At 72.2% G+C, this 18,995-nt stretch carries 20 protein-coding genes and 1 tRNA gene; 10 read left to right on the top strand and 11 right to left on the bottom strand.

Going from position 1 to position 18,995, the window contains the following annotated elements:
• Positions 1 to 28 precede the first annotated feature (28 nt).
• Together CRP30_RS15990 and CRP30_RS15995 are read right to left on the bottom strand one after the other, a co-directional pair.
• Positions 29 to 646, bottom strand: coding sequence for a DUF47 domain-containing protein (locus CRP30_RS15990; RefSeq protein WP_097184883.1), 618 nt, complete (start codon positions 644 to 646; stop codon positions 29 to 31).
• Positions 647 to 753: 107 nt separating this feature from the next.
• Positions 754 to 1,317, bottom strand: a complete 564-nt coding sequence (locus tag CRP30_RS15995) for a sigma-70 family RNA polymerase sigma factor (protein ID WP_097184884.1) — start codon at positions 1,315 to 1,317, stop codon at positions 754 to 756.
• Between the two features lie 96 nt (positions 1,318 to 1,413).
• On the opposite strand from CRP30_RS15995, the gene CRP30_RS16000 reads away from it, so the two are divergent.
• Genes CRP30_RS16000 through CRP30_RS16020 form a run of 5 tightly spaced genes read left to right on the top strand, consistent with a single transcriptional unit; the run spans position 1,414 to position 6,466 of the window.
• On the top strand, positions 1,414 to 2,058 hold the full coding sequence (locus tag CRP30_RS16000) for a zf-HC2 domain-containing protein (protein WP_097184885.1): 645 nt from the start codon (positions 1,414 to 1,416) through the stop codon (positions 2,056 to 2,058).
• Complete coding sequence (locus CRP30_RS16005; protein WP_097184886.1) at positions 2,055 to 3,863, top strand: copper resistance CopC/CopD family protein; 1,809 nt, start codon at positions 2,055 to 2,057, stop codon at positions 3,861 to 3,863. Before CRP30_RS16000 ends, CRP30_RS16005 begins: the two co-directional genes overlap by 4 nt.
• Before the next feature lie 49 nt (positions 3,864 to 3,912).
• Complete coding sequence (locus CRP30_RS16010) at positions 3,913 to 4,683, top strand: YcnI family copper-binding membrane protein (protein ID WP_235003455.1); 771 nt, start codon at positions 3,913 to 3,915, stop codon at positions 4,681 to 4,683.
• Positions 4,680 to 5,396: an SCO family protein gene (locus CRP30_RS16015; protein WP_235003456.1), complete on the top strand. Its 717-nt coding sequence runs from the start codon at positions 4,680 to 4,682 to the stop codon at positions 5,394 to 5,396. Before CRP30_RS16010 ends, CRP30_RS16015 begins: the two co-directional genes overlap by 4 nt.
• A complete protein-coding gene (locus CRP30_RS16020; RefSeq protein ID WP_097184888.1) occupies positions 5,393 to 6,466 on the top strand; it encodes a hypothetical protein in 1,074 nt (357 codons plus the stop codon). The genes CRP30_RS16015 and CRP30_RS16020 overlap by 4 nt, the downstream gene beginning before the upstream one ends.
• A gap of 19 nt (positions 6,467 to 6,485) precedes the next feature.
• Here the strand turns inward: CRP30_RS16020 and CRP30_RS16025 are convergent, their stop codons facing one another.
• The 4 genes from CRP30_RS16025 to CRP30_RS16040 are packed head-to-tail and all read right to left on the bottom strand — an operon-like array spanning position 6,486 to position 10,874.
• Complete coding sequence (locus CRP30_RS16025; RefSeq protein WP_235003457.1) at positions 6,486 to 7,307, bottom strand: phosphocholine cytidylyltransferase family protein; 822 nt, start codon at positions 7,305 to 7,307, stop codon at positions 6,486 to 6,488.
• A 5-nt stretch (positions 7,308 to 7,312) separates the two neighbouring features.
• A complete protein-coding gene (locus tag CRP30_RS16030) occupies positions 7,313 to 8,446 on the bottom strand; it encodes a CDP-glycerol glycerophosphotransferase family protein (RefSeq protein ID WP_097184890.1) in 1,134 nt (377 codons plus the stop codon).
• The gene (locus tag CRP30_RS16035; protein WP_097184891.1) at positions 8,443 to 9,228 is read right to left on the bottom strand and encodes an HAD family hydrolase; all 786 of its coding nucleotides are present in this window, start codon (positions 9,226 to 9,228) and stop codon (positions 8,443 to 8,445) included. The genes CRP30_RS16030 and CRP30_RS16035 overlap by 4 nt, the downstream gene beginning before the upstream one ends.
• Before the next feature lie 32 nt (positions 9,229 to 9,260).
• Entirely contained in the window at positions 9,261 to 10,874 is a 1,614-nt protein-coding gene (locus CRP30_RS16040) for a mannitol dehydrogenase family protein (protein WP_235003458.1), read from the bottom strand.
• Positions 10,875 to 11,394: 520 nt separating this feature from the next.
• Between CRP30_RS16040 and CRP30_RS16045 the strand changes: the two genes are divergently transcribed.
• From CRP30_RS16045 to CRP30_RS16060, 4 genes are all read left to right on the top strand, one after another.
• Positions 11,395 to 12,120 (top strand): M23 family metallopeptidase, encoded by a 726-nt coding sequence (locus tag CRP30_RS16045; RefSeq protein ID WP_235003459.1) that lies wholly within the window; start codon positions 11,395 to 11,397, stop codon positions 12,118 to 12,120.
• Between the two features lie 110 nt (positions 12,121 to 12,230).
• On the top strand, positions 12,231 to 12,644 hold the full coding sequence (locus CRP30_RS16050; RefSeq protein WP_097184893.1) for a helix-turn-helix domain-containing protein: 414 nt from the start codon (positions 12,231 to 12,233) through the stop codon (positions 12,642 to 12,644).
• A 20-nt stretch (positions 12,645 to 12,664) separates the two neighbouring features.
• Entirely contained in the window at positions 12,665 to 13,078 is a 414-nt protein-coding gene (locus tag CRP30_RS16055) for a VOC family protein (RefSeq protein WP_097184894.1), read from the top strand.
• Between the two features lie 112 nt (positions 13,079 to 13,190).
• Positions 13,191 to 13,263 (top strand) — tRNA-Ala (locus tag CRP30_RS16060).
• A 177-nt stretch (positions 13,264 to 13,440) separates the two neighbouring features.
• On the opposite strand, the gene CRP30_RS16065 is transcribed toward CRP30_RS16060, so the two are convergent.
• Complete coding sequence (locus CRP30_RS16065) at positions 13,441 to 14,979, bottom strand: mannitol dehydrogenase family protein (protein ID WP_235003460.1); 1,539 nt, start codon at positions 14,977 to 14,979, stop codon at positions 13,441 to 13,443.
• A 68-nt stretch (positions 14,980 to 15,047) separates the two neighbouring features.
• The gene (locus CRP30_RS16070; RefSeq protein ID WP_097184895.1) at positions 15,048 to 16,061 is read right to left on the bottom strand and encodes an aldo/keto reductase family protein; all 1,014 of its coding nucleotides are present in this window, start codon (positions 16,059 to 16,061) and stop codon (positions 15,048 to 15,050) included.
• Between the two features lie 109 nt (positions 16,062 to 16,170).
• Between CRP30_RS16070 and CRP30_RS16075 the strand changes: the two genes are divergently transcribed.
• Positions 16,171 to 17,235, top strand: a complete 1,065-nt coding sequence (locus CRP30_RS16075) for a CDP-glycerol glycerophosphotransferase family protein (protein WP_097184896.1) — start codon at positions 16,171 to 16,173, stop codon at positions 17,233 to 17,235.
• A gap of 31 nt (positions 17,236 to 17,266) precedes the next feature.
• On the opposite strand, the gene CRP30_RS16080 is transcribed toward CRP30_RS16075, so the two are convergent.
• The 3 genes from CRP30_RS16080 to CRP30_RS16090 form a co-directional block, all read right to left on the bottom strand.
• A complete protein-coding gene (locus CRP30_RS16080) occupies positions 17,267 to 17,983 on the bottom strand; it encodes a spermidine synthase (protein WP_097184897.1) in 717 nt (238 codons plus the stop codon).
• 6 nt (positions 17,984 to 17,989) lie between these two features.
• On the bottom strand, positions 17,990 to 18,388 hold the full coding sequence (locus tag CRP30_RS16085) for a MerR family transcriptional regulator (RefSeq protein ID WP_235003461.1): 399 nt from the start codon (positions 18,386 to 18,388) through the stop codon (positions 17,990 to 17,992).
• 65 nt (positions 18,389 to 18,453) lie between these two features.
• The coding region (locus CRP30_RS16090; RefSeq protein ID WP_143278480.1) for a SulP family inorganic anion transporter at positions 18,454 to 18,995 on the bottom strand (542 nt) is incomplete at its 5' end.

The raw sequence follows: 18,995 nt of genomic DNA on the forward strand, positions 1-18,995 counted from the left end.
GAACCCATCAGGAGAGATCCATCCGGGCTCAGGACTCCTTGACGGCGATCGTCTCGACCACGTTCGCGAGGTGCTCGAACGCGTCGGCCGCCTCCTCCAGCTGGTCGGCGACCTCCTTGAGCTTGAGGATCTCCAACGCGTCGAACTCGCCGCTGTAGAGCCGGGAGAGCAGCCGCCGGTAGAGCTTGTCGGCCTCGTTCTCCAGCCGGTTGACCTCGATCCAGTAGTCGGAGAGGTCCTTCAGCGTCCGCAGGCGGGGCATCGCCTCCGCCGTGGTCTGCGCGCAGCGCTGGAGCAGCGACGCCTGCTGGCTCATCTCGGCCGGCAGGGTGCCCAGGCCGGTCAGGATGACCAGGTCCGCGGCGGCCTCCACGTAGTCCATGACGTCGTCGAGGTTGCTGGCCAGCGAGTAGATGTCCTCGCGGTCGAACGGCGTCACGAAGCTGGTGTTGAGCTGCCGGAAGATCGCGTGGGTCACCTGGTCGCCGGCGTGCTCCAGGTCGCGGAGCTTGCCGGCCAGCTCGGCACGTCGGGCGTGGTCGTGGATGAACTCACTGAGGACGTCGGTGGCCGCCACCAGGTTCTCCGCGCTCGCGGTGAACAGGGGGTAGAAGCTCGAGTCCTTGGGGGTGAGGCTGAAGGGCACGCAACGGCTCCGTATCGGGAGGGTGAACGGACGGCGTCCTCCAGATGACGACGCACGGCCGTCCGGCAGCATAGGTGGCACGGGCCCGCCGACGCCCGCTCGAGGCCTCAGGCGTGAGCAGCGTCGCCTCTGCCGTCCCCGTCCTTCACCCGGCCGAGGGAGGAGACGAGGTCGGCACGCGCCCGGGCGACACGGGAGCGGATGGTGCCGACCGGGCAGCCGGCCACCTCCGCGGCCTCGGCGTAGGACAGGCCGAGGAGCTGGGTGAGCGCGAACGCCTCCCTCCGGTCCGGGTCGAGCCCGGCCAGCAGGTCCGTGACCGCCACGCCCTCGGCAACGGGGTCGCCGTGCGGCGCCCGGCCCAGGGCCTCCAGGTCGGCGTCGTCCCGCACGAGGGTGAGCCGGCGGCGCCGACGGGAACGGACGGCGTCGGCGCAGACCCGACGGGCGATGGACAGCAGCCACGTCCGGACCGAGGACCGGTGCTCGAAGCGGTGCAGCGCGCCGAACGCGCGCAGGTAGGTCTCCTGGGTGAGGTCGTCGGCGTTCTGGCCGTCGCCGAGGGCCGCGCACAACCGCCAGACGTCGGACTGCGTGGCGCGCACGAGCGCCGCCGCGGCCAGGGGGTCGCCCCCGGCGGCGTCGGTCGCGATGCGGTCCAGTTCGTCCATGTCCTGATCTTCGTCGTGGGGGGTCCGCCGGGATGCCGGCCGGAGAACTTTCACCCCTCCGGGAACCGTACGGCCTCCGCGGACGACCAGAGGACCATGACGTGCTCCCCGTTCCGCGAGGCGATCTCCGCACGCCTCGACGGCGAGGCCCTCGGGATGTCCGCCCGTGAGCTGGACGACCACCTGGGCGGATGCGCCGACTGCGCCGGCTGGGCAGGTGACGCCGCGCTCGTCACCCGCCGCGCGCGGCTCGCGTCCGCGCCGCCTGTGCCCGATCTCACCGTGGCGGTCCTCGGCGCGCTGCCGCGGGAGCTGCCGGGCGCCGCCGCCGCGGCACGGGCGCGCCTGGCCGACTCGGCGCTCCGGCTGGCCCTGCTCGCCCTCGGTGTCGCGCAGGCCGCGCTGGCCTATCCGGTGCTGACCTCCGGCGCCGGCGCCATGAGCGCGCCCGTGCACATGGCGCACGAGACGGGAGCCTGGAACCTCGGGGTCGCGGCCGCGTTCCTCGCCGTCGCCGCCGGTCCGCGGCTCGCCGCGGGCGCCCTGCCCTTCCTCGGGTCCTTCGCCGCCCTGCTCCTGCCCGTGACCCTGGCCGATCTGGGCGCGGGGCACGTGCACGCCGAGCGGGCGGTGGCCCACCTGCTGCTGTTCGCGGGGGTGCTCGCGGTGTCAGTCGTCGCCTGGCGCGGCCGCCGTCGCCGGTCGGTCCGGTCCCTGGCCTCCCAGCGAGTGGCCGCGTGAGGCGCTCCTGGTTCCTGCTCGTCGCCCTCCTGGCCGTCTGGCTGGGCGGTGGCGTCGTCACGGCGGCCCCGGCGGCCGCGCACGCGACGCTGGTCTCCACCGATCCCGGCGAAGGCGCCCGGCTGGACGCCGTCCCGGCGCAGGTGACGCTGGAGTTCAGCGAGGGCGTCTCGCTCGGCGCCGGCTACGCGCGGGTCCTCGGTTCCGACGGGGAACGGGTGGACACCGGTGCCGCCGCTGTCGACGGGCGCGTGCTCACCGTCCCGCTGCGGGCGGACCTGCCCGACGACGGCTTCCTGGTCACCTACCGCGTGATCTCGGCAGACTCCCACCCCATCTCGGGCGCGTACTCGTTCGTGGTGGGCGACGGGGAACTCGTGCCGACCGCCGGGGGTGCCGCCGAGGACCGCACCGACCCGGTCGTGGGCGCGGCCCTCCCGGTCAGTCGCTGGCTCGGTTTCGCCGGTCTCGCCCTGGCCGTCGGGATCCCCGTCCTGGTGCTGCTGTGCTGGCCCGCCGGCTGGAGCTCGGCGCCGCTGCGCCGTCTGAGCAGCTGGGGGGCGGGCCTGGTGGCGGGGGCGGCCGTGGCGTCGTTCCTGCTCCAGGGTCCGTACGCGGCCGGCACCGGTCCCGGATCCCTGCTCGACCCGGCCCTGCTGTCGGCCACGCTCTCGTCCGCGACCGGCTGGACGCTGCTGGCCCGCGCCGTGCTCGCCGTGGCGCTGCTGATGGTCCTGCGCCCCGTCTGGCGCCACGGCGAGCCGCCCGCGCCGGCCTCGGTGGCCCTCGCCGGTGTCCTGGCGCTCGGCGTCGTCGTCACGACGGCGGCCGTCGGGCACCCGGTGGCCGGGCCGTGGCCGGTCCTCGCGGTCGTGGTCGCCGCCGTGCACGCCGGCGCGATGGCCGTGTGGCTGGGCGGCCTGGCCGCGCTGCTCGCCGTCGTCCTGCGACCGTCGACGGCGGGCCCGGACCTCGCCGGCGTGCTCACCCCGTGGTCGAGGGTCGCGTTCGGGGCGGTCGCGGCGCTGGTGGTCAGCGGCACGGTCCAGGCGGTCCGGGAGGTCGAGTCCCCGACGGCGCTGTTCGTCACGACCTACGGGTGGGTGCTGGTCGCCAAGCTGGTGCTGTTCCTCCTGGTGCTGGCGGCCGCGGGGGTGTCCCGGGTCTGGGTGCAGCAGCGGCTCGGCGTCCGGAGCAGCCGGCCGGCCGGGCGGCGGGCGCTGACCGCCCACGCCTTCTCCGCCTCCTCCGCCTCCTCCGCTTCCTCCTCGGGGCCGCAGCCCGTTGCCGGGGAGGACGGCGTCGACGGTGCGGCCGGACTGCGGGACCGCCTGCAGGCCGAGGCCGCAGCCGAGCACGTGCCCGCTCTCCGGCGCTCCGTGCTGGTGGAGTTCGCGATCGCCGCCGTCGTCCTGGCGCTGTCGGCCGTGCTGGTGGGCACGCCGCCCGCGCGGTCCGCGGTCGCCCAGCCGGTCGACGTCCTGCTGCCGCTGCAGGCCAGCAGCGGCCCGTCGGGCAGCGTCCAGGTATCGGTGGACCCGGCGCGCCCGGGGCCGAACACGCTGCACGTCTACCTGTTCGACGACACCGGCCGGCCCACGCAGCCGGCCGGCATCACGGTGAGCCTGACCGAGTCGGCGCAGGAGATCGGCCCCCTCGACGTGGAGCTGGCGCCCGCCGGCCCCGGCCACTACGTCAGCGACGGGATGACCATCCCGGGGGCCGGCACCTGGACGCTGGCGATCAGCGTCCGGCTCGACGAGTTCACCGCCACCACCGCCCGTACCGATTTCCCGGTCCGCTGACTCCTCCGGGAGCACCGGACCACCAGACCCCCCGATGAACAGGAGTTCCGTGTCCTCGAGTGCCCGCCCCCGCCCCCTCGCCCGGCTCGTCGTCCTCGTGACGGCGGTCCTCACCGCACTGGCCGCGTCGATCGTCGTGGCCGGCACCGCGGCGGCGCACGTGACCGTCGCCAGCCAGGACGCCTCCCCGGGCGGTTACGGGAAGATGACCTTCCGCGTGCCGAACGAGAGCGACACCGCCAGCACGATCGGCCTGCGCATCCAGATCCCGCAGGAGGCCGCCCTGGCCTCGCTGCGCACGCAGCCCATGCCCGGCTGGACGGCGACGCTCACCACGGCCGACCTCGAGGAGCCGCTGGAGAACCACGGCCAGGAGATCACGTCCTACGTCTCGGTCGTGGAGTTCCGCGCCGAGGCGGGCAGCGGGATCGCCCCCGGGCAGTTCCAGGAGTTCGCGCTCTCCGGCGGCCCGTTCCCCGACGCCGACCGGCTCACCTTCCCGGCGGTGCAGCTCTACAGCGACGGCACCGAGGCGGCCTGGATCGAGCCGTCGATCGAGGGGCAGGAGGAGCCGGAGAAGCCCGCTCCCGTGCTGACCCTGGCATCAGGCACCGCGTCGGACACCGGCACCGGCACGACCGGTTCCACGACCGGCACGGACACGGTGGCCTCCTCGGAGGACGCCGACCACGGGCACGCGGCCGCGGTCGAGGACGACCCGGGCGGGCTGGCGCTGTTCCTGGCCATCCTGGCCTTCCTGACCGGCCTCGCCGGCGTCGTCCTCGGCTGGCGGGCCAACCGTCGTACCGTGTCGTCGTGAGCCGTGCCGTCGTCCGTGGAGCCCCCGGCGGTCGCCTGCGCCCCGCGCTGGCGGCCCTGTCGCTGTCCGCCGTCCTGCTGGTCACCGCCTGCGGTGGTGGGACGTCGGACGAGGCGCAGGGCGACGGCGCGGGGCAGGGCGCAGCCGGCGGGCACGAGCACTCCGCGGACGCCCCGGCGGCCGTCGAGGGCCCCGACGACCGCTTCGCGGGACTGGACCTGGCCGAGCCGTACCGGCGGCCGCAGTTCACGCTGACGGACACCACCGGGGCGTCCTTCGACTTCTCGGCCGCGACGTCCGGCCGGCCCACGCTGCTGTTCTTCGGCTACACGGACTGCCCGGACGTGTGCCCCACGACCATGGCCGACGTCGCGGTGGCGCTCCGCGGGATCGACGCCGCCGTGCTCGAGCAGCTGCAGGTCGTCTTCGTCACGACCGACCCGGCGACCGACACCCCGGAGGTCCTCGGCGAGTACCTCGGCCGCTTCGACGCCGACCTGCCGCTGCAGTTCATCGGCCTCACCGGCGACCAGGAGCAGATCGACCAGGCCCAGCTGTCCACGGGCGTGCCGCTGGCCGAGGACCGGGGACGGCTGCACTCGTCACTGCTGCTGCTGTACGGCACGGACGACGAGGCGCATGTCGCGTTCGACGCCGGGAACACCGCCCGGGACATCGCCGCGGACCTCCGCCTGGTGGCGGAGGAGGTGTGACGCGGCCGGTGGGCCGACTGCTGGTGGTGCTGGCCGGCCTGCTCGCCACGCTGGCGGTCGCGGGTCCGTCCGCCGCGCACGTGGGCGGTGAGCAGGCCGGCAGCGACTTCGATGCCCGGGTGCTCGCCACGACGCCCGAGGTGCCCGGCCTGACGGTGCGGGTGCTGCAGTTCGGTGACGAGCTGGAGCTGGTCAACGGGACCGGCACCGAGGTGCTCGTCCCCGGCTACGACGGCGAGCCCTACCTGCGCATCGGGCCCGACGGCGTGTGGCGGAACGCCAACAGCCCGGCCACCTACATCAACCTCGACAGGTACGCGCAGGTCGACCTCCCCGCTCACGCCGAGCGGGGGGCCGAGCCGGACTGGCAGCAGGTCTCGACCGAGCCGCACTACGTCTGGCACGACCACCGCACGCACTGGATGAGCGAGAACGTGCTGCCGCCGGCCGTGGCGGCCGACCCCACCAGCGAGCACACCGTCTTCGAGTGGGTCGTGCCGCTGGTGCACGGGGACACCGACGTCGAGGTGAGCGGCGTGCTCACCTGGAGCCCACCACCGGCGCCCTGGCTGGTCTGGCCGCTCTACGCGGCCCTCGCCCTGCTGGCTGCGGCGACCGGCCTGCTGGCCCACTCCGCGCGCCCGCTGGGGGCGCTGCTCCCGCTCGGCGCGGCGGCCGCTCTCTGGCACGCGGGGGCGACGCCCGAGCCGCCGGTGAGCATCGCCTCGCACACGGGGGCGGTCGTGTCGGCGCTGCTCCCGGCCCTGATCGCGGCGCTCGTCGCGGGGCTCGGCTTCCGGGCGGCCCGGCGCGGCCGCGGAGCCATGACGGGGTTGTTCGCCGTGGTCCTGGGCTGGCTGCTGCTCGTGCAGGGGCTGCCCGACGTCGACGTCCTGTGGGCGGCGAACGTGCTGTCCAGCGGTCCGCAGCTGGCGGCGCGGGTGGCGGTGGCACTCCTGCTGGCGCTGGGCGCCGGCTTCGTCATCGGCGGCATCGCCGCCGTGCGCCGGTTCCGCGAGGTCGCACCGTTGGACGAAGCGAGCCCGGGGCGTCCGGTCCCGGTCGGCTGACCGGGACCGGACGTCGGCGTCAGCCGACCTCGGCCACCTCGTCGACGACGTGGTTGAGCGTGCCCGGGAGCAGCGTGTTGGCCCGCTGCAGGTCGGTCTCGAAGTCGACCTCCACGGCGGCGAACTCCGAGATGTCGAGCGGGCGGAAGCGCAGGCCGTGCTGCTGGATGGCCGTCTCCATCCCGCGCTCGAAGTAGTCCTGGTCGCCGCAGTTCTCGAGGTGGGCGATCAGCGCGGCCTTGTCGCCGGAGGAGACGTAGTTGATCCCGACGGCCTCGCCGAGACCGCCGACGACGGTCTTGGACAGCTCCTGCACAAACCCGTCCTCGTCGAGGGTGTACTTGACCTCCTCCTCGGCCACGGTATTCGTGTCGACGCAGACGAAGCTCTGGTCGGCCCGGAGGAAGGGCAGCGCCAGCTCGAGCACCGCCGGGTCGAAGACCACGTCACCGTTGAGCCACAGGACGCCGCCCTCGCGCGAGGTGCGCAGCGCACGCAGCAGGCTCTTGGAGGTGTTCGTCGTCTTGTAGTGCGGGTTGTAGGCGAACAGCAGCTCCGGCGCCGCCTTCATGATCAGCTTGCCGCGGTACCCGACGACCGCGGTCACCGAGGTGTCCTCGCCGAGGACGGCGCGCAGGCAGCCGAGCTGGCGCGCGAGGATGCTCTGCCCGTCCCGCAGCGCGGTCAGCGGCTTGGGGATGGACCGGCCCAGCCGGGTGCCCATGCCGGCAGCCAGGATGACGACCTGCACGGGGGCCTGAGCCGTGCGCGACCGGGTGGTGTGGGTCGCGGGGGTCCTGTTCCGCAGGACAGTGGTCAGAACGCGGTCGGTGCTACGCACGGTTCTCATCTCCTTCGAGAGGTCGGGGTGCCGGTGGTTCCCGGCGCGGGCGCGCCGGACGGGAAGAGCAGGTCGAGCACGCGCGCGGTGGCCGCGCCGTCCTCCAGGTGGGTGAAGGTCTCCTGGAACCGGGCGTACCGGTCCGCGGTGTCGGCGGCGATCGCGTCGATGTCGGCGATCGCCTCCACGAGCTCCTTGCTGGTGTGCAGCAGGGGAGTCGGGGCAGCCTCGGCGAGGTCGAAGTAGAAGCCTCGCAGCTCGTCCCGGAAGTAGTCCAGGTCGTAGGTGAAGAAGAGCATCGGCTTGCCGGTGATGGCGAAGTCGAACATCGTCGACGAGTAGTCGGTGACCATCAGGTCGGCCGCCAGGTACAGGTCCCGGATGTCGGGGTGGCTGCACACATCGCGGACCGCCGAGCCCTCGGTGATCTCCAGCCGGTCCATGACCATGTTGTGCAGCCGGAGCAGCAGCACGTGGTCATCGCCCAGCCGCGCCGCAAAGTCGTCCAGGTCGATCGCGAACTCGAAATCCTGGGGGCCGGTCTTCCGGAACACCAGGTCGTCGCGCCAGGTGGGGGTGTAGAGCACGACCTTCTGGTCGTCGGTGATCCCCAGGTCGGCACGCACCGCGGCGCGCACCTCGTCCCGCTGCGGCGAGCTCAGCAGGTCGTTGCGCGGCAGGCCGGTCTCGTGGATGGGCCCCGTGTAGCCGAACGCCTTGCGCAGGCGCTCGGTGCTCACGGCGTTCGGGGAGAGCAGCAGGTCCCAGCGGGCGATGTCCTGCGCCAGGTAGGCCAGCCGGCCCTCGGGAGCCCACAGCACGTCGTTGTGGATGCGCTTGAGCATCGTGCCGTGCCAGGTCTGCAGGTACGTCGTGCCCGGCCGCTTCTCCCAGTCGAGGGGGATGTGGTCGTTGGAGACGACGATGTCGGCGTTCTCCAGGGCGGCGATGCACTCCGGGCTGCCGAACTCGATGGTGTCGACGCCGGCCGGGAAGGTGGCCCGCAGGTGCGGCGCCGCCAGCCAGGTGTGCGTCGCGCCGGCCGCGGGGGAGTCGGCGCCCTGCGCGAGCAGCGCCTCGTAGATCGCGCGCGGGCTGTCGGAGAAGTGGCCCCGGAAGGCGCTGTAGACGATGTTCACCGGGCCGCTCCTGACGCGAGCAGGGCGCCGTCGGAGTCGCGGCGGGTCAGGACGGGGAGCAGGAGGTCCGCGACCTCCTGCCACGAGCTGACGACGGCGAGCACGCCGGCCGCCTCGAGCAGCGCCCGGCGCTCCTCGCGCTCGGCCGGGGCCACGAACAGCAGGTTGCCGATGGTGGGGCAGCCGGCGGCCACGGCCGACTGCGCGCCCGGGAGCGAGTCCTCGACGGCCAGGCCGGCCTGCGGCGCGATGCCCAGGCGGTCGCAGGCGTGCAGGTAGACGGCGGGATCGGGCTTGCTCGTCGGGGTGGGCAGTGAGTCCTCGGCGCTGAACCGGCGGGCCGGCGGGATCAGGTCGTCCAGCTGCGTCGCGGTGAAGCACCCGGCCAGGCGGGCGAGCGCGCTGGAGCTCACCGCGGCGAGCGGCAGGTGCTCGGCGAGCGCCCCGAGGGCTGCCGACGTGGGCGCGTGCGGTCGGAGGGTCGCCGCGAGGTGCGCGGTCACCGCCCGCTTCTCCTCCAGGACCCACGGCTCGACGTCGACGTCGGGGACGCCGGCCTCGGCGGCCAGCCGCCGTGCGGTCGACCGGAAGTTCAGCCCGGTCGTGGCCAGCCGCAGCTCCTCGGCGGTGAACCGGCGGTCGCTGCCGATCTCGGCGAGGAACGCGTTGGTCACCTCGACCGAGGCGTCGAAGGCCGGCTCCTCCGACGGGAAGAGGTTGCCGTCGGCGTCGCAGAGCAGGATCTGGACCTGCTCCAGCGTCGGCGTCAGGTCGGTCGGCACGGAGGAGGCCCCTCTCGGATCGCGGTCATGGGTCACGGGTGCAGTCTCCCGGACCGGAGGAGTGCGGCCGCCACGGTCGTCCGGACACCGTCTCGGTCGATCCGCACGAGCGCGTCGGTGAGCTCGGCGACGAACACGGGGTCGTCCCCCAGGTCGCCGAAGATCGACCGGACGCCCAGCAGCGGGCGCGGGTCCGTGCCGCCGGCGAGCGACAGCCGCTGGAGGAGGTCGGCGTTGGGGTCGTCGATCACGACCGGCCGGCCGTCGGCGTCGACGCCGCGCAGGTACACGAACCAGGCCGCCACCGCGACGGTCAGCAGCGCGTGCGGCCGGCCGGCGACGAGGGCCTCGCGCAGCGAGGGCAGCAGGTGGTGCGGCATCTTCGTCGACCCGCGGCGGCAGAGCCGGTACAGCTGGTCGGCGATCGCCGGGTTGGCGAACCGCTTCAGCAGCGACTGCTCGTACTCGACGAGATCGATGCCGTCCGGCGGCGGGAGCAGCGGCAGGACCTCGGCGTCCATCAGCTGCTCCGCGTACTCCGCGAGCAGCGGATCGGCCATGACCCGGTCGATGCTGGTGTGGCCCGCGAGCGAACCCAGGTACCCGAGAGCGCAGTGGCTCGCGTTGAGCAGCCGGGTCTTCATGAGCTCGTAGCGGGCGACGTCGGGGACGAACCGCACGCCGACGAGGTCCAGCGGGGGACGGCCGTTGCAGAAGTCGTCCTCGATGACCCACTGCGAGAACGGCTCGGTGATGACCGGCCAGTTGTCGTCGACGCCGTACCGCTGGGCGACGGCCTCCCGCTGTTCGGGCGTCGTGTGCGGGGTGATCCGGTCGACCATGCTGCTGGGGAAGGACACGCGGTCGGTGATCCACCGGGCGAGCACCTCGTCGCGCAACCGCGCGAAACCGACGATCGCGGCGCGGGCGGCGTCGCCGTTGCGGTGCATGTTGTCGCAGGAGACCACCGTGAACGGCGGCAGCCCGGCACGGCGACGGCGGTCGAGGGCCTCGACGATGTAGCCGAAGACGGTGCGGGGACTGGCGGTCTCGGTCAGGTCCCACCGGATGTCGACGTCGTCGGCGTCGAAGTCGCCGCTGTCGGGACACAACCGGTAGCCGCTCCCGGTGATGGTCAGCGACACCATCCGGATGCGCTCGTCGGTGAGGAGATCCAGGACGACGGCGGGATCGTCGGGCGCGAAGTGGTAGTCGACCATCACGCCCACGACGCGGGCCCGCTCGCCGTCGGGGCTGCGCTCGACCACGGTGTAGAGGTGGTCCTGCGGGGCCAGGGCATCCTTCATGTGCCGGCTGTGCAGGCCGACACCGACGACACCCCAGGCGTCGCTGATGCGGCGCTCGGCGACCTCGTCGAAGTACAGGAGCTGGTGGGAGCGGTGGAAGCCACCGACGCTGAAGTGGACGACGGCCGGCGTCAGGGCGCTGCGGTCGTAGGTCGGCACGATCAGCTGCTCGTCGTGCAGCCCGAGGGTGTCCTGGGTGAGCTTGCGGATGCCGGTGGGGGAGGCGACCACGTTGGGCAGGTCGGCCAGGGCGATGTCCCTGGCGCTCGTCCCCGTGGGGATCTCCGGGGTGAGCGTTCCTGTGCTCAGGGGGAGGGGGACGATCTCTGCCTGCGTCAACGCATCCCTCCGTCTCTACGTCTGTGGGCACGGCTCATCGCGACCGTCCCGGTTACGGGCCGACGGTGACCAGCAGTACACGGGTGCGGCCCTGTGCCGCGCAATGGTTCCGGTGCCCCGGCGCTCGGCGGACGCCGAATCGTTAGACGCCGGAGCGGCGCGGGATGTTTCACGCCTGGAGGTCCAACATGCCCTGTCGGCGGCCCTGTGAAACGTCCGGACCACCCGCACGGGTGTACCCGCGCGGCCCTCTGTGGCCAGCCCCACACCCCTTTCCATGACTGCCGATGAGCGGGACGAGGGCCGGTTGCGAATGACAGCGTTGTCAGTAACGCGTGGGACTGGGGAGCAGTGTGAGGCACGCCGCTCGGCGTGTCGCGATCGACGCGCCGGACGCCTGGTCACAGGACGGTCACGGACTGTTTGGATGGCGCACAGCCGAACTCCCCTTCGGCGCTCCGCGGTCAAGCGAACGGGCAGGTGCATGCGCGCACGTCACGGTCAGGCTCCCACCACCCTCGTGACCGCGGTCCGTGCCGGCGGACGCAACCGCCGGGCCCAGACGGCCTCGGCTCCGGCCACCGCCCGCCGTGGGGGCTTCCTGCTGAGCGCCCTGCTCGCCGGTGGCCTGGCCGCTGCCGGCCTCGGGCTGCACAGCGCCCCGACCGCATCCGCGGGAGCGACCTCGGTGCTGGAGGCGCAGCAGGCGCTGCTCACCGGCGACGAGGCCCTCGAGGTCATGCCGCAGGCCTCGGTGACCGTGGCGGAGGCCCAGGCGCGCCTGCAGGAGGTGGCCGCATCCCGCGCCGCTCGCGCCGAGGCGGAGGCCGCGGCGATCGAGGCCGCGCGGCCCAAGTTCGTCTCCCCGGTCGACGGCGCCCGTCTCACGAGCGGCTTCGGCAGCCGGTGGGGGACGTTCCACTACGGCATCGACCTCGCCGCCCCCATGCGGACCCCGGAGTACGCGGCCGGCGACGGCGTCGTGCTGCGGGCCGGTGCGGCCAGCGGCTTCGGGCTCGCGGTCTACATCCTCCACGAGAACGGCGACGTCACCGTCTACGGCCACATGGACTCGATCCTCGTGGAGCCGGGGGAGTACGTGGACGCCGGGCAGACCATCGCGCTGCTGGGCAACCGAGGTCAGTCGACCGGCCCGCACCTGCACTTCGAGGTGCACCGCGGCGGCGAGGACGGCGAGCGCGTCAACCCCGTCTCCTGGCTCGCGGACCGCGGCGTCCGCGTCTGACCCGGACGCCCCGCCTCGACCGCGCGGGACATCCGCCGATCACGCGGTCTACCGCGAGGTCGGGTGCCGTACGCCGCGGCCGACCCGCAGGCTCGTGATGGGATCGCGCCGTGGCGCGGGCGGTCGAGGACTCCAACCGGAGGATGCTGCGCGCCCGGGACGCCATGGACCGGCGGTACGCCGAGCCGCTCGACGTCGCGACGCTGGCGCGGATCGCGCACGTCTCCGAGGCCCACTTCATCCGCACGTTCCGCGCCACGTTCGGCGAGACGCCGAACCGGTACCTGCAGCGGCGACGGGTGGAGCGGGCGATGTTCCTGCTGCGCTCCGGGGACCGCAGCGTCACCGACATCTGCATGGACGTCGGCTTCTCGAGCCTGGGCACGTTCAGCAGGGTGTTCCGCGACATCGTGGGTGAGCCGCCGTCGGCCTACCGGCGGCGCGGGCCGCTCCCGCCGGTGCCGTCGTGCTTCGCGATGGCCTGGCTGCGACCGAGCAGTTTCGGAGAAGCACCGGGGACGTGAGGGCCCCTAGCGTTGCCGCCATGCTGACCCGACTGAACATCTCCGGTATCTACGTCCTCGACCAGGACCAGGCGCTCGACTTCTACGTCGGCAAGCTCGGTCTGGAGGTCGACACCGACGCCGACCTCGGCTTCATGCGGTGGCTCACCATCCGCGTGCCGGCCGACCCCGACCGTAAGATCCTGCTCGAGCGTCCCGGCGCGCCGTCGATGAGCGAGGACACCGCGGCCGAGGTGCGCGCCCTGATGACGAAGGGGGCCGCCGGGGGCCATCTCTTCTTCGCCTGCGAGGACGCCTACAAGACCCACGCCGAGCTCAAGGCCAAGGGTGTCGAGGTCACCGAGGAACCCGAGGACCGCGGCTACGGCATCGACTTCGGCCTCCGCGACCCGTTCGGCAACCACGTCCGCATCGCCCAGCTCAAGGAAGCGTGAGCGGGCATCCCCGAGGGTGTGGCCTCCCACCGGGGGCCACACCCCTGCGCGGATCGGGTGAACCGGGGCTGTACAGTTGCCCCCGGCCCGGACACACCAGACCGGGCCGCAAGGGGCTGTGGCGCAGCTGGTAGCGCACCACACTGGCAGTGTGGGGGTCAGGGGTTCGAGTCCCCTCAGCTCCACCCCGATGACCAGGCCGTTCCCCTTCGGGGGAGCGGCCTGAGTCGTCTCTCGTTGTGGTTGGAGTTGCCTGCCCTTACGTGGCAGCAGCAGGGCGCCCATCCGGTCGGCGGCCTCGCGGGCCAGCGCCGGCATCACGTGCCTGTAGGTATCCGTCGGGGGCTGGGCCGCCGCACCGATCAGGCGACCGCCGCGTCCGCCCCGCGCAGTACGTGCGTGAGGGCGGCGAGCGTGGCGCGCGCACCGTGTTCCCTGAGGGACGTCAGCGCACGGCGGTAGGGCTCGACGAATCGCTCGTCGTCCACCAGGTCGCCGAAGAAGCTCTGGTCGGCGATGAACGCGAGCGGGTCCATGTCCAGCCGGCCGGCGTTCGCCCGAAGCCGGTCGGCATGCCGGTCGACGAGGGGGAGGGGACGACCATGGTCGTCCCACCCCTCGGCGAACCTCGCCCAGCTGGCGACGATGGCGGCGGCGCGGTGGACCTCCCCGCCGGAGGCGAGGCCGGCCCGGAGCACCGGCAGCACGTACTTGGGGATCAGCGCCGAGGTCTGGGCGCACAACCGGGACACCTGGTCGGCGACGGCCGCGCTGCCGAACCGCTCGAGGAGGGCCTCCTTGTAGTGCTCCAGGTCCACACCCGGTACGGCCGGGAGCGTGGGGCTGACCTCGTGATCCATGTAGCCCTGCAGGAAGCCGTTCACCAGCGGGTCCCGGCACGCGTCGTGGACGTGCTGGTAGCCCGCCAGCGCGGCGAAGTAGGCCATCGCCTGGTGGCTGCCGTTGAGCAGCCGCAGCTTCATGGCCTCGTAGGGAGAGACGTCGTCGACCAGTTGCACACCGACCTCCTCCCAGGGTGGCCGGCCGGCGGGAAAGTGGTCCTCGATGACCCACTGCGCGAACGGCTCGCACACCACCGGCCACGTGTCGGCGACGCCGAAGAGGTCCCGCAGCATCGCGATGTCGTCCGGTGTGGTCTGCGGCGTTATCCGGTCGACCATGCTGTTGGGGAAGGGCACCTCGCGCTCGACCCAGGTTCCGAGGTCGGGATCCCGCAGGGAGGCGAATGCGGCGAAGGCGTGGCGGGCCACGTCGCCGTTGCCCTGCAGGTTGTCGCAGGAGAGCACGGTGAACGGGGAGAGACCGCGGTCCCGGCGACGCGCCAGCGCTTCGGTCACGAGTCCGAACGTCGTGCGGGGGACGGCGTCGGGTCGGAGGTCAGCCCGGATGTCCGGCGCGCCGTCGTCGAAGCTGCCGGTCACCGGGTCGGTGTTGTAGCCCCGCTCGGTGATTGTGAGGGACACGATGCGCGTGTCCGGGTGGGCCATCTTCTCCACGACGGCCTCGGGGTCGTCGGGCGCCAGCAGGTACTCGATGATCGAGCCGATCACCCGCGGCTCCAGGGTGCCGTCCGGGTGCTTGACGACGAGCGTGTACAGGCCGTCCTGTGCGGCGAGGGCATCGCGCATCCGCCGTTCGTCGGGTAGGACGCCGACCCCGCAGATGCCCCAGTCCATGGCCAGGCCGGCGTTCATGAGCCGATCGGCGTACATCGCCTGGTGAGCCCGGTGGAAGCCGCCGACGCCGAGGTGGACCACCCCCGTGCGAACCCGACGTCGGTCGTACGCGGGCGTTGCCACCGCCTGGGTCAGCGACGGCAGGTTCCGGCTGGTCAGCCTGCTGAGGGGCGGGCGTGCGAGCAGAGGTGGAGGGATCGACACGTCCTTACCCTAACGTAAAGTTAGGGTTGCGGCCGGGTGAGGTGAGCAGCCGCGGCTCGACGCCCCTGCTACGCGGCTGTGCTCCGCGCTGCTCTGTCCGCGGGCAGGAACACCTTCTCGGGGTCACGCTCGACGACGTCGCCGAGGGCCTCGTCGACGCGGACCATGATCTCCGCGCCGAGTTGGACGCCGGCCGCCTTGACGTTGTCGTGCACCTGCTCGGGGCGGCTCGCGCCGATGATCGCCGCGGCGACGTTCGGGTTCTGCAGCACCCACGCCAGAGCCAGCTGCGCCATGGTCAGCCCGAGGTCGTCGGCGATGGGACGCAGCTGCTGGACGCGGGTGAGGACGTCGTCGGCGAGGAATCCCTCGACCTGGAAGCCGACGCCCGAGTGGCTCGCACGGCTGCCGTCCGGCGGCTGCTCGCCCGGGAGGTACTTGCCGGTCAGCACCCCCTGGGCCAGCGGTGACCAGACGATCTGGGACAGACCCTCCGCCTCGCAGGTGGGCACGACCTCGTCCTCGATGACCCGCCAGAGCATCGAGTACTGGGGCTGGTTGCTGATCAGTTGCACGCCGAGGTCACGGGCGAGGGCCGCAGCGGCGGCGATCTGGTCGGCCCGCCACTCGGAGACGCCGAGGTAGAGCACCTTGCCCTGGCGCACCAGGTCGGCGAAGGCGGTCATCGTCTCCTCGAGCGGCACGGTGGGGTCGTACCGGTGCGCCTGGTACAGGTCGACGTAGTCGGTCCCGAGCCGGCGCAGCGACGCGTGGCAGCTCTCGATGATGTGCTTGCGCGACAGTCCGCGGTCGTTTGGACCCGGACCGGTCGGCCAGTACAGCTTGGTCGCGATCTCCAGCCCTTCGCGGCGCTGACCGGCCAGCGCTCGGCCGAGAACCGACTCCGCAGCGGTGGCGGCGTAGACGTCGGCGGTGTCGAACGTCGTGATCCCGACGTCGAGGGCCGCATGCACGCAGGCGACCGCGGCATCCTCCTCCACCTGGCTGCCGTGTGTCAGCCAGTTGCCGAAAGCGATCTGCGAGACGTTGAGGCCCGAGCGGCCCAGGCGACGGAACTCCACGCCGGCCGAGGGTAGTGCCGCTGGCGGCTCAAAGCGACCGTGACGTCACAGTAGAGTCGGTGTCCTCGGCAGCCGAGCCGGAGCGACGGCGGCAGGGGATCATCCTCCTGTGCGCCTCGTCTACAACTCGTTCTACGGCCGGTACTCCGACAGTCCACGCGCCGTCTACGAACGCCTGGTCGGCTCAGAAACCGCCAACGCCCACGTGTGGTTGGTGGCGGACGGCCACGAGCACGGATTCCCGGCCGGGGTGGACACCGTGACGCTGGGCAGCGAGGAGTGCGTGGCGGCTCTGGAGTCCGCGGATGCCGTCGTCAGCAACACGTACCTGGAGTTGGACTGGAACAAGCGGCCGGGCACGGTGTACCTCCAGACGTGGCACGGCACGCCCCTGAAGCGGATCCACTACGACGCGCCGTCGATCGGGCCCGACGACCGGCTGGAGCGCTTGGACGTGGACGTCGCCCGGTGGGACTACCTCCTCTCGCCCAACCGGCCGAGTACCGATCGGCTCCGCGGAGCCTTCCGCTACGACGGGACGGTGGTGGAGACCGGCTACCCGCGCAACGATGTCCTGCTGGCCGACGACCGGGAACTGCGCCGGGCGGTCGTGCGCGCGGAGCTCGGTCTGGAGGAGGGCACCACCGCGGTGCTCTACGCACCGACATGGCGGGACGACGAGTACTACGCCCAGGACGTGCAGCTGGGCCTGGACGTGAGCGCCTTCGTGAAGGCCATGGGCGACGGCTGGTGCCTGCTACCCCGCGTCCACTACTACATGGCCGACCGGCTGGCCCTGCCGCAGAGCCCCGGCGTGCGAGACGTGTCCTACTATCCCGACATCCGGGACCTGTACCTCGCCGCGGACGTCCTGGTCACCGACTACTCGTCGGCCATGTTCGACTTCGCCGTCACCGGCAAGCCGATGATCTTCTACACCTACGACCTCGCTCACTACCGGGACTCCGTCCGCGGCTTCTACTTCGACTTCGTGCCGGAGGCTCCCGGGCCCGTGGTGGAGACGATGCCCGAGCTGCTGGACGCCCTGCACCGGGTCGGGGCGACCGAGGAGCGCTACGCCGACCGCTATGCGGCCTTCCGGGAGCGGTACTGCCACCTCGAGGACGGTTCTGCCACCGACCGCGTGATCGACCTGCTGGCGCGGGGTTGCTGACAGGCCGGTAGGGGCGGCCACCTGCCGGCCGTCAGTCCGCTCTGGTCGCCAGGTAGACCGTGTTGGTCGCGACCCCGTCCTGGAGTCGGTTCGGAAAGCTCACCACCCGCGCAGCGACCTCGACGTAGACCTGCCCGAGGACGGCCAGATAGGTCTCGTCGGGTGGGTCGTTCGACCAGAGCGCGAACACACCCCCCGGGCGCAGACGCCGGGACAGGCGGCGGCTTCCGTCCACGCCGTAGAAGCCGGCGCTGCCGTCGGCGAGGAGGTGGCGCGGTGAGTGATCGATGTCCACGAGCACGGCGTCGAACAGCCGGTCCGGTGCCACCGGATCGAATCCCGCGCCGTCCACCATGGTGAAGAAGTCGCCATGCACGAATCGGCAGCGTTCCTCCGCGGTCAGTGTCGGACCGGCCGGGACCAGGCCCTGCTCGTGCCAGCGGATCACCGGCTCGAGCGCTTCCACCACCAGCAGGTCCTGGACTCGCCGGTCGGCGACCACCGCCTGGGCGGTGAAGCCGAGCCCCAGTCCGCCGACCACGACGTCGAGGTTCGATCCCGGCAGGCGAGCCAGCGCGAGCCGGGCAAGCTCCACCTCGGCCACGGTGAAGAGCGAGGACATCAGGAACTCGTCGCCGAGCTTGACCTCGAAGACGTCCTCGCCGGTGACCACGTCGCGTCGGCGACGCAGGCTCACCTCGCCGATCGGGGTGGTGCTCCAGGCGAGTTCCTCGATCCGCGGTGTCACGCGTGCTCAGCGCTGGGTGCGGAGGTGGCCTGTGAGGCTGTCGGCGAAGTGCTCGGCGACCGCGAGTTGCTCCCGCAGGGCCGTGACCCGTGCGGTGGCCGCCTGGTGGAACATCCGCAGGCGGTCCACCAGCTGCTTCCGGTCGCCGGTACCGGAGTCGAGGTCGGCGAGGAGGGTCAGCAGCTCCTGCATCTCCTCGAGCGTGAAGCCGAGTGGCTTCATGCGCTTGATGACCTCGAGACGCGAGACGTCGTTCTCGCTGTACAGCCGGAAGCCGCCCTCGGAGCGGGCGGTGGGGATCACCAGCCCGTTCTCCTCGTAGAAGCGGATCGTCCGCAGGCTCAGACCCGTGCGTTCTGCCACCTGGCCGATCTGCATCAGCTCGCCGCGGGGGGTGTCGGTCACCCCCTCTTCATAGGGCATGCCCCGTCGGCCGTCTGCACGGCCGTCCCGGGTCGCCGGAGTGGGCATCAGTGTTCACCCGCCAGCTGACCGGTGTGCCGGTCGAAGCGATCCGCCGAGTGGCCCTGCAGACCGACGATCTCCACGTTCTTGCCACGGGTCTCGTACTTGTGGGTGATGGCGTCCAGCGCGGCGACGGTGGAGGCGTCCCAGACGTGGGCCCGGGAGAGGTCGATGACGACGTTCTCGGGGTCCTGGGCGTACTCGAACTGGGTGTAGAGGTCGTTGCTCGACGCGAAGAACAACGCACCGTCCACCGAGTAGCGCGCGGTGCCACCCTCGACCACCCGCTCGACGTCGACGAGGTGGGCGATGCGCTGGGCGAAGAGCACGCAGGCCACGAGGACGCCGACGCCGACGCCGATGGCGAGGTTGTGGGTGAGCAGGGTGACCGCGACCGTGGACAGCATCACGGTGGTCTCGCTCTTGGGCATCTTGTGGATCGTCTGCAGGGAGTGCCAGTCGAAGGTCGCGATCGACACGAAGATCATGACGGCGACCAGGGCGGCCATCGGGATCACGGCGACGATGTCGCCGAGCGCCACGACGA

This window comes from Blastococcus haudaquaticus (genome assembly GCF_900230285.1).
GTDB classification, from domain to species: Bacteria; Actinomycetota; Actinomycetes; order Mycobacteriales; family Geodermatophilaceae; genus Blastococcus_B; species Blastococcus_B haudaquaticus.

Excerpts from the sequence above, each read along its gene's own strand:
- CRP30_RS16000 (WP_097184885.1), top strand. The coding sequence starts at position 1,414 with ATGACGTGCTCCCCGTTCCGCGAGGCGATCTCCGCACGCCTCGACGGC.
- CRP30_RS16055 (WP_097184894.1), top strand. The coding sequence starts at position 12,665 with ATGCTGACCCGACTGAACATCTCCGGTATCTACGTCCTCGACCAGGAC.
- CRP30_RS15995 (WP_097184884.1), bottom strand. The coding sequence starts at position 1,317 with ATGGACGAACTGGACCGCATCGCGACCGACGCCGCCGGGGGCGACCCC.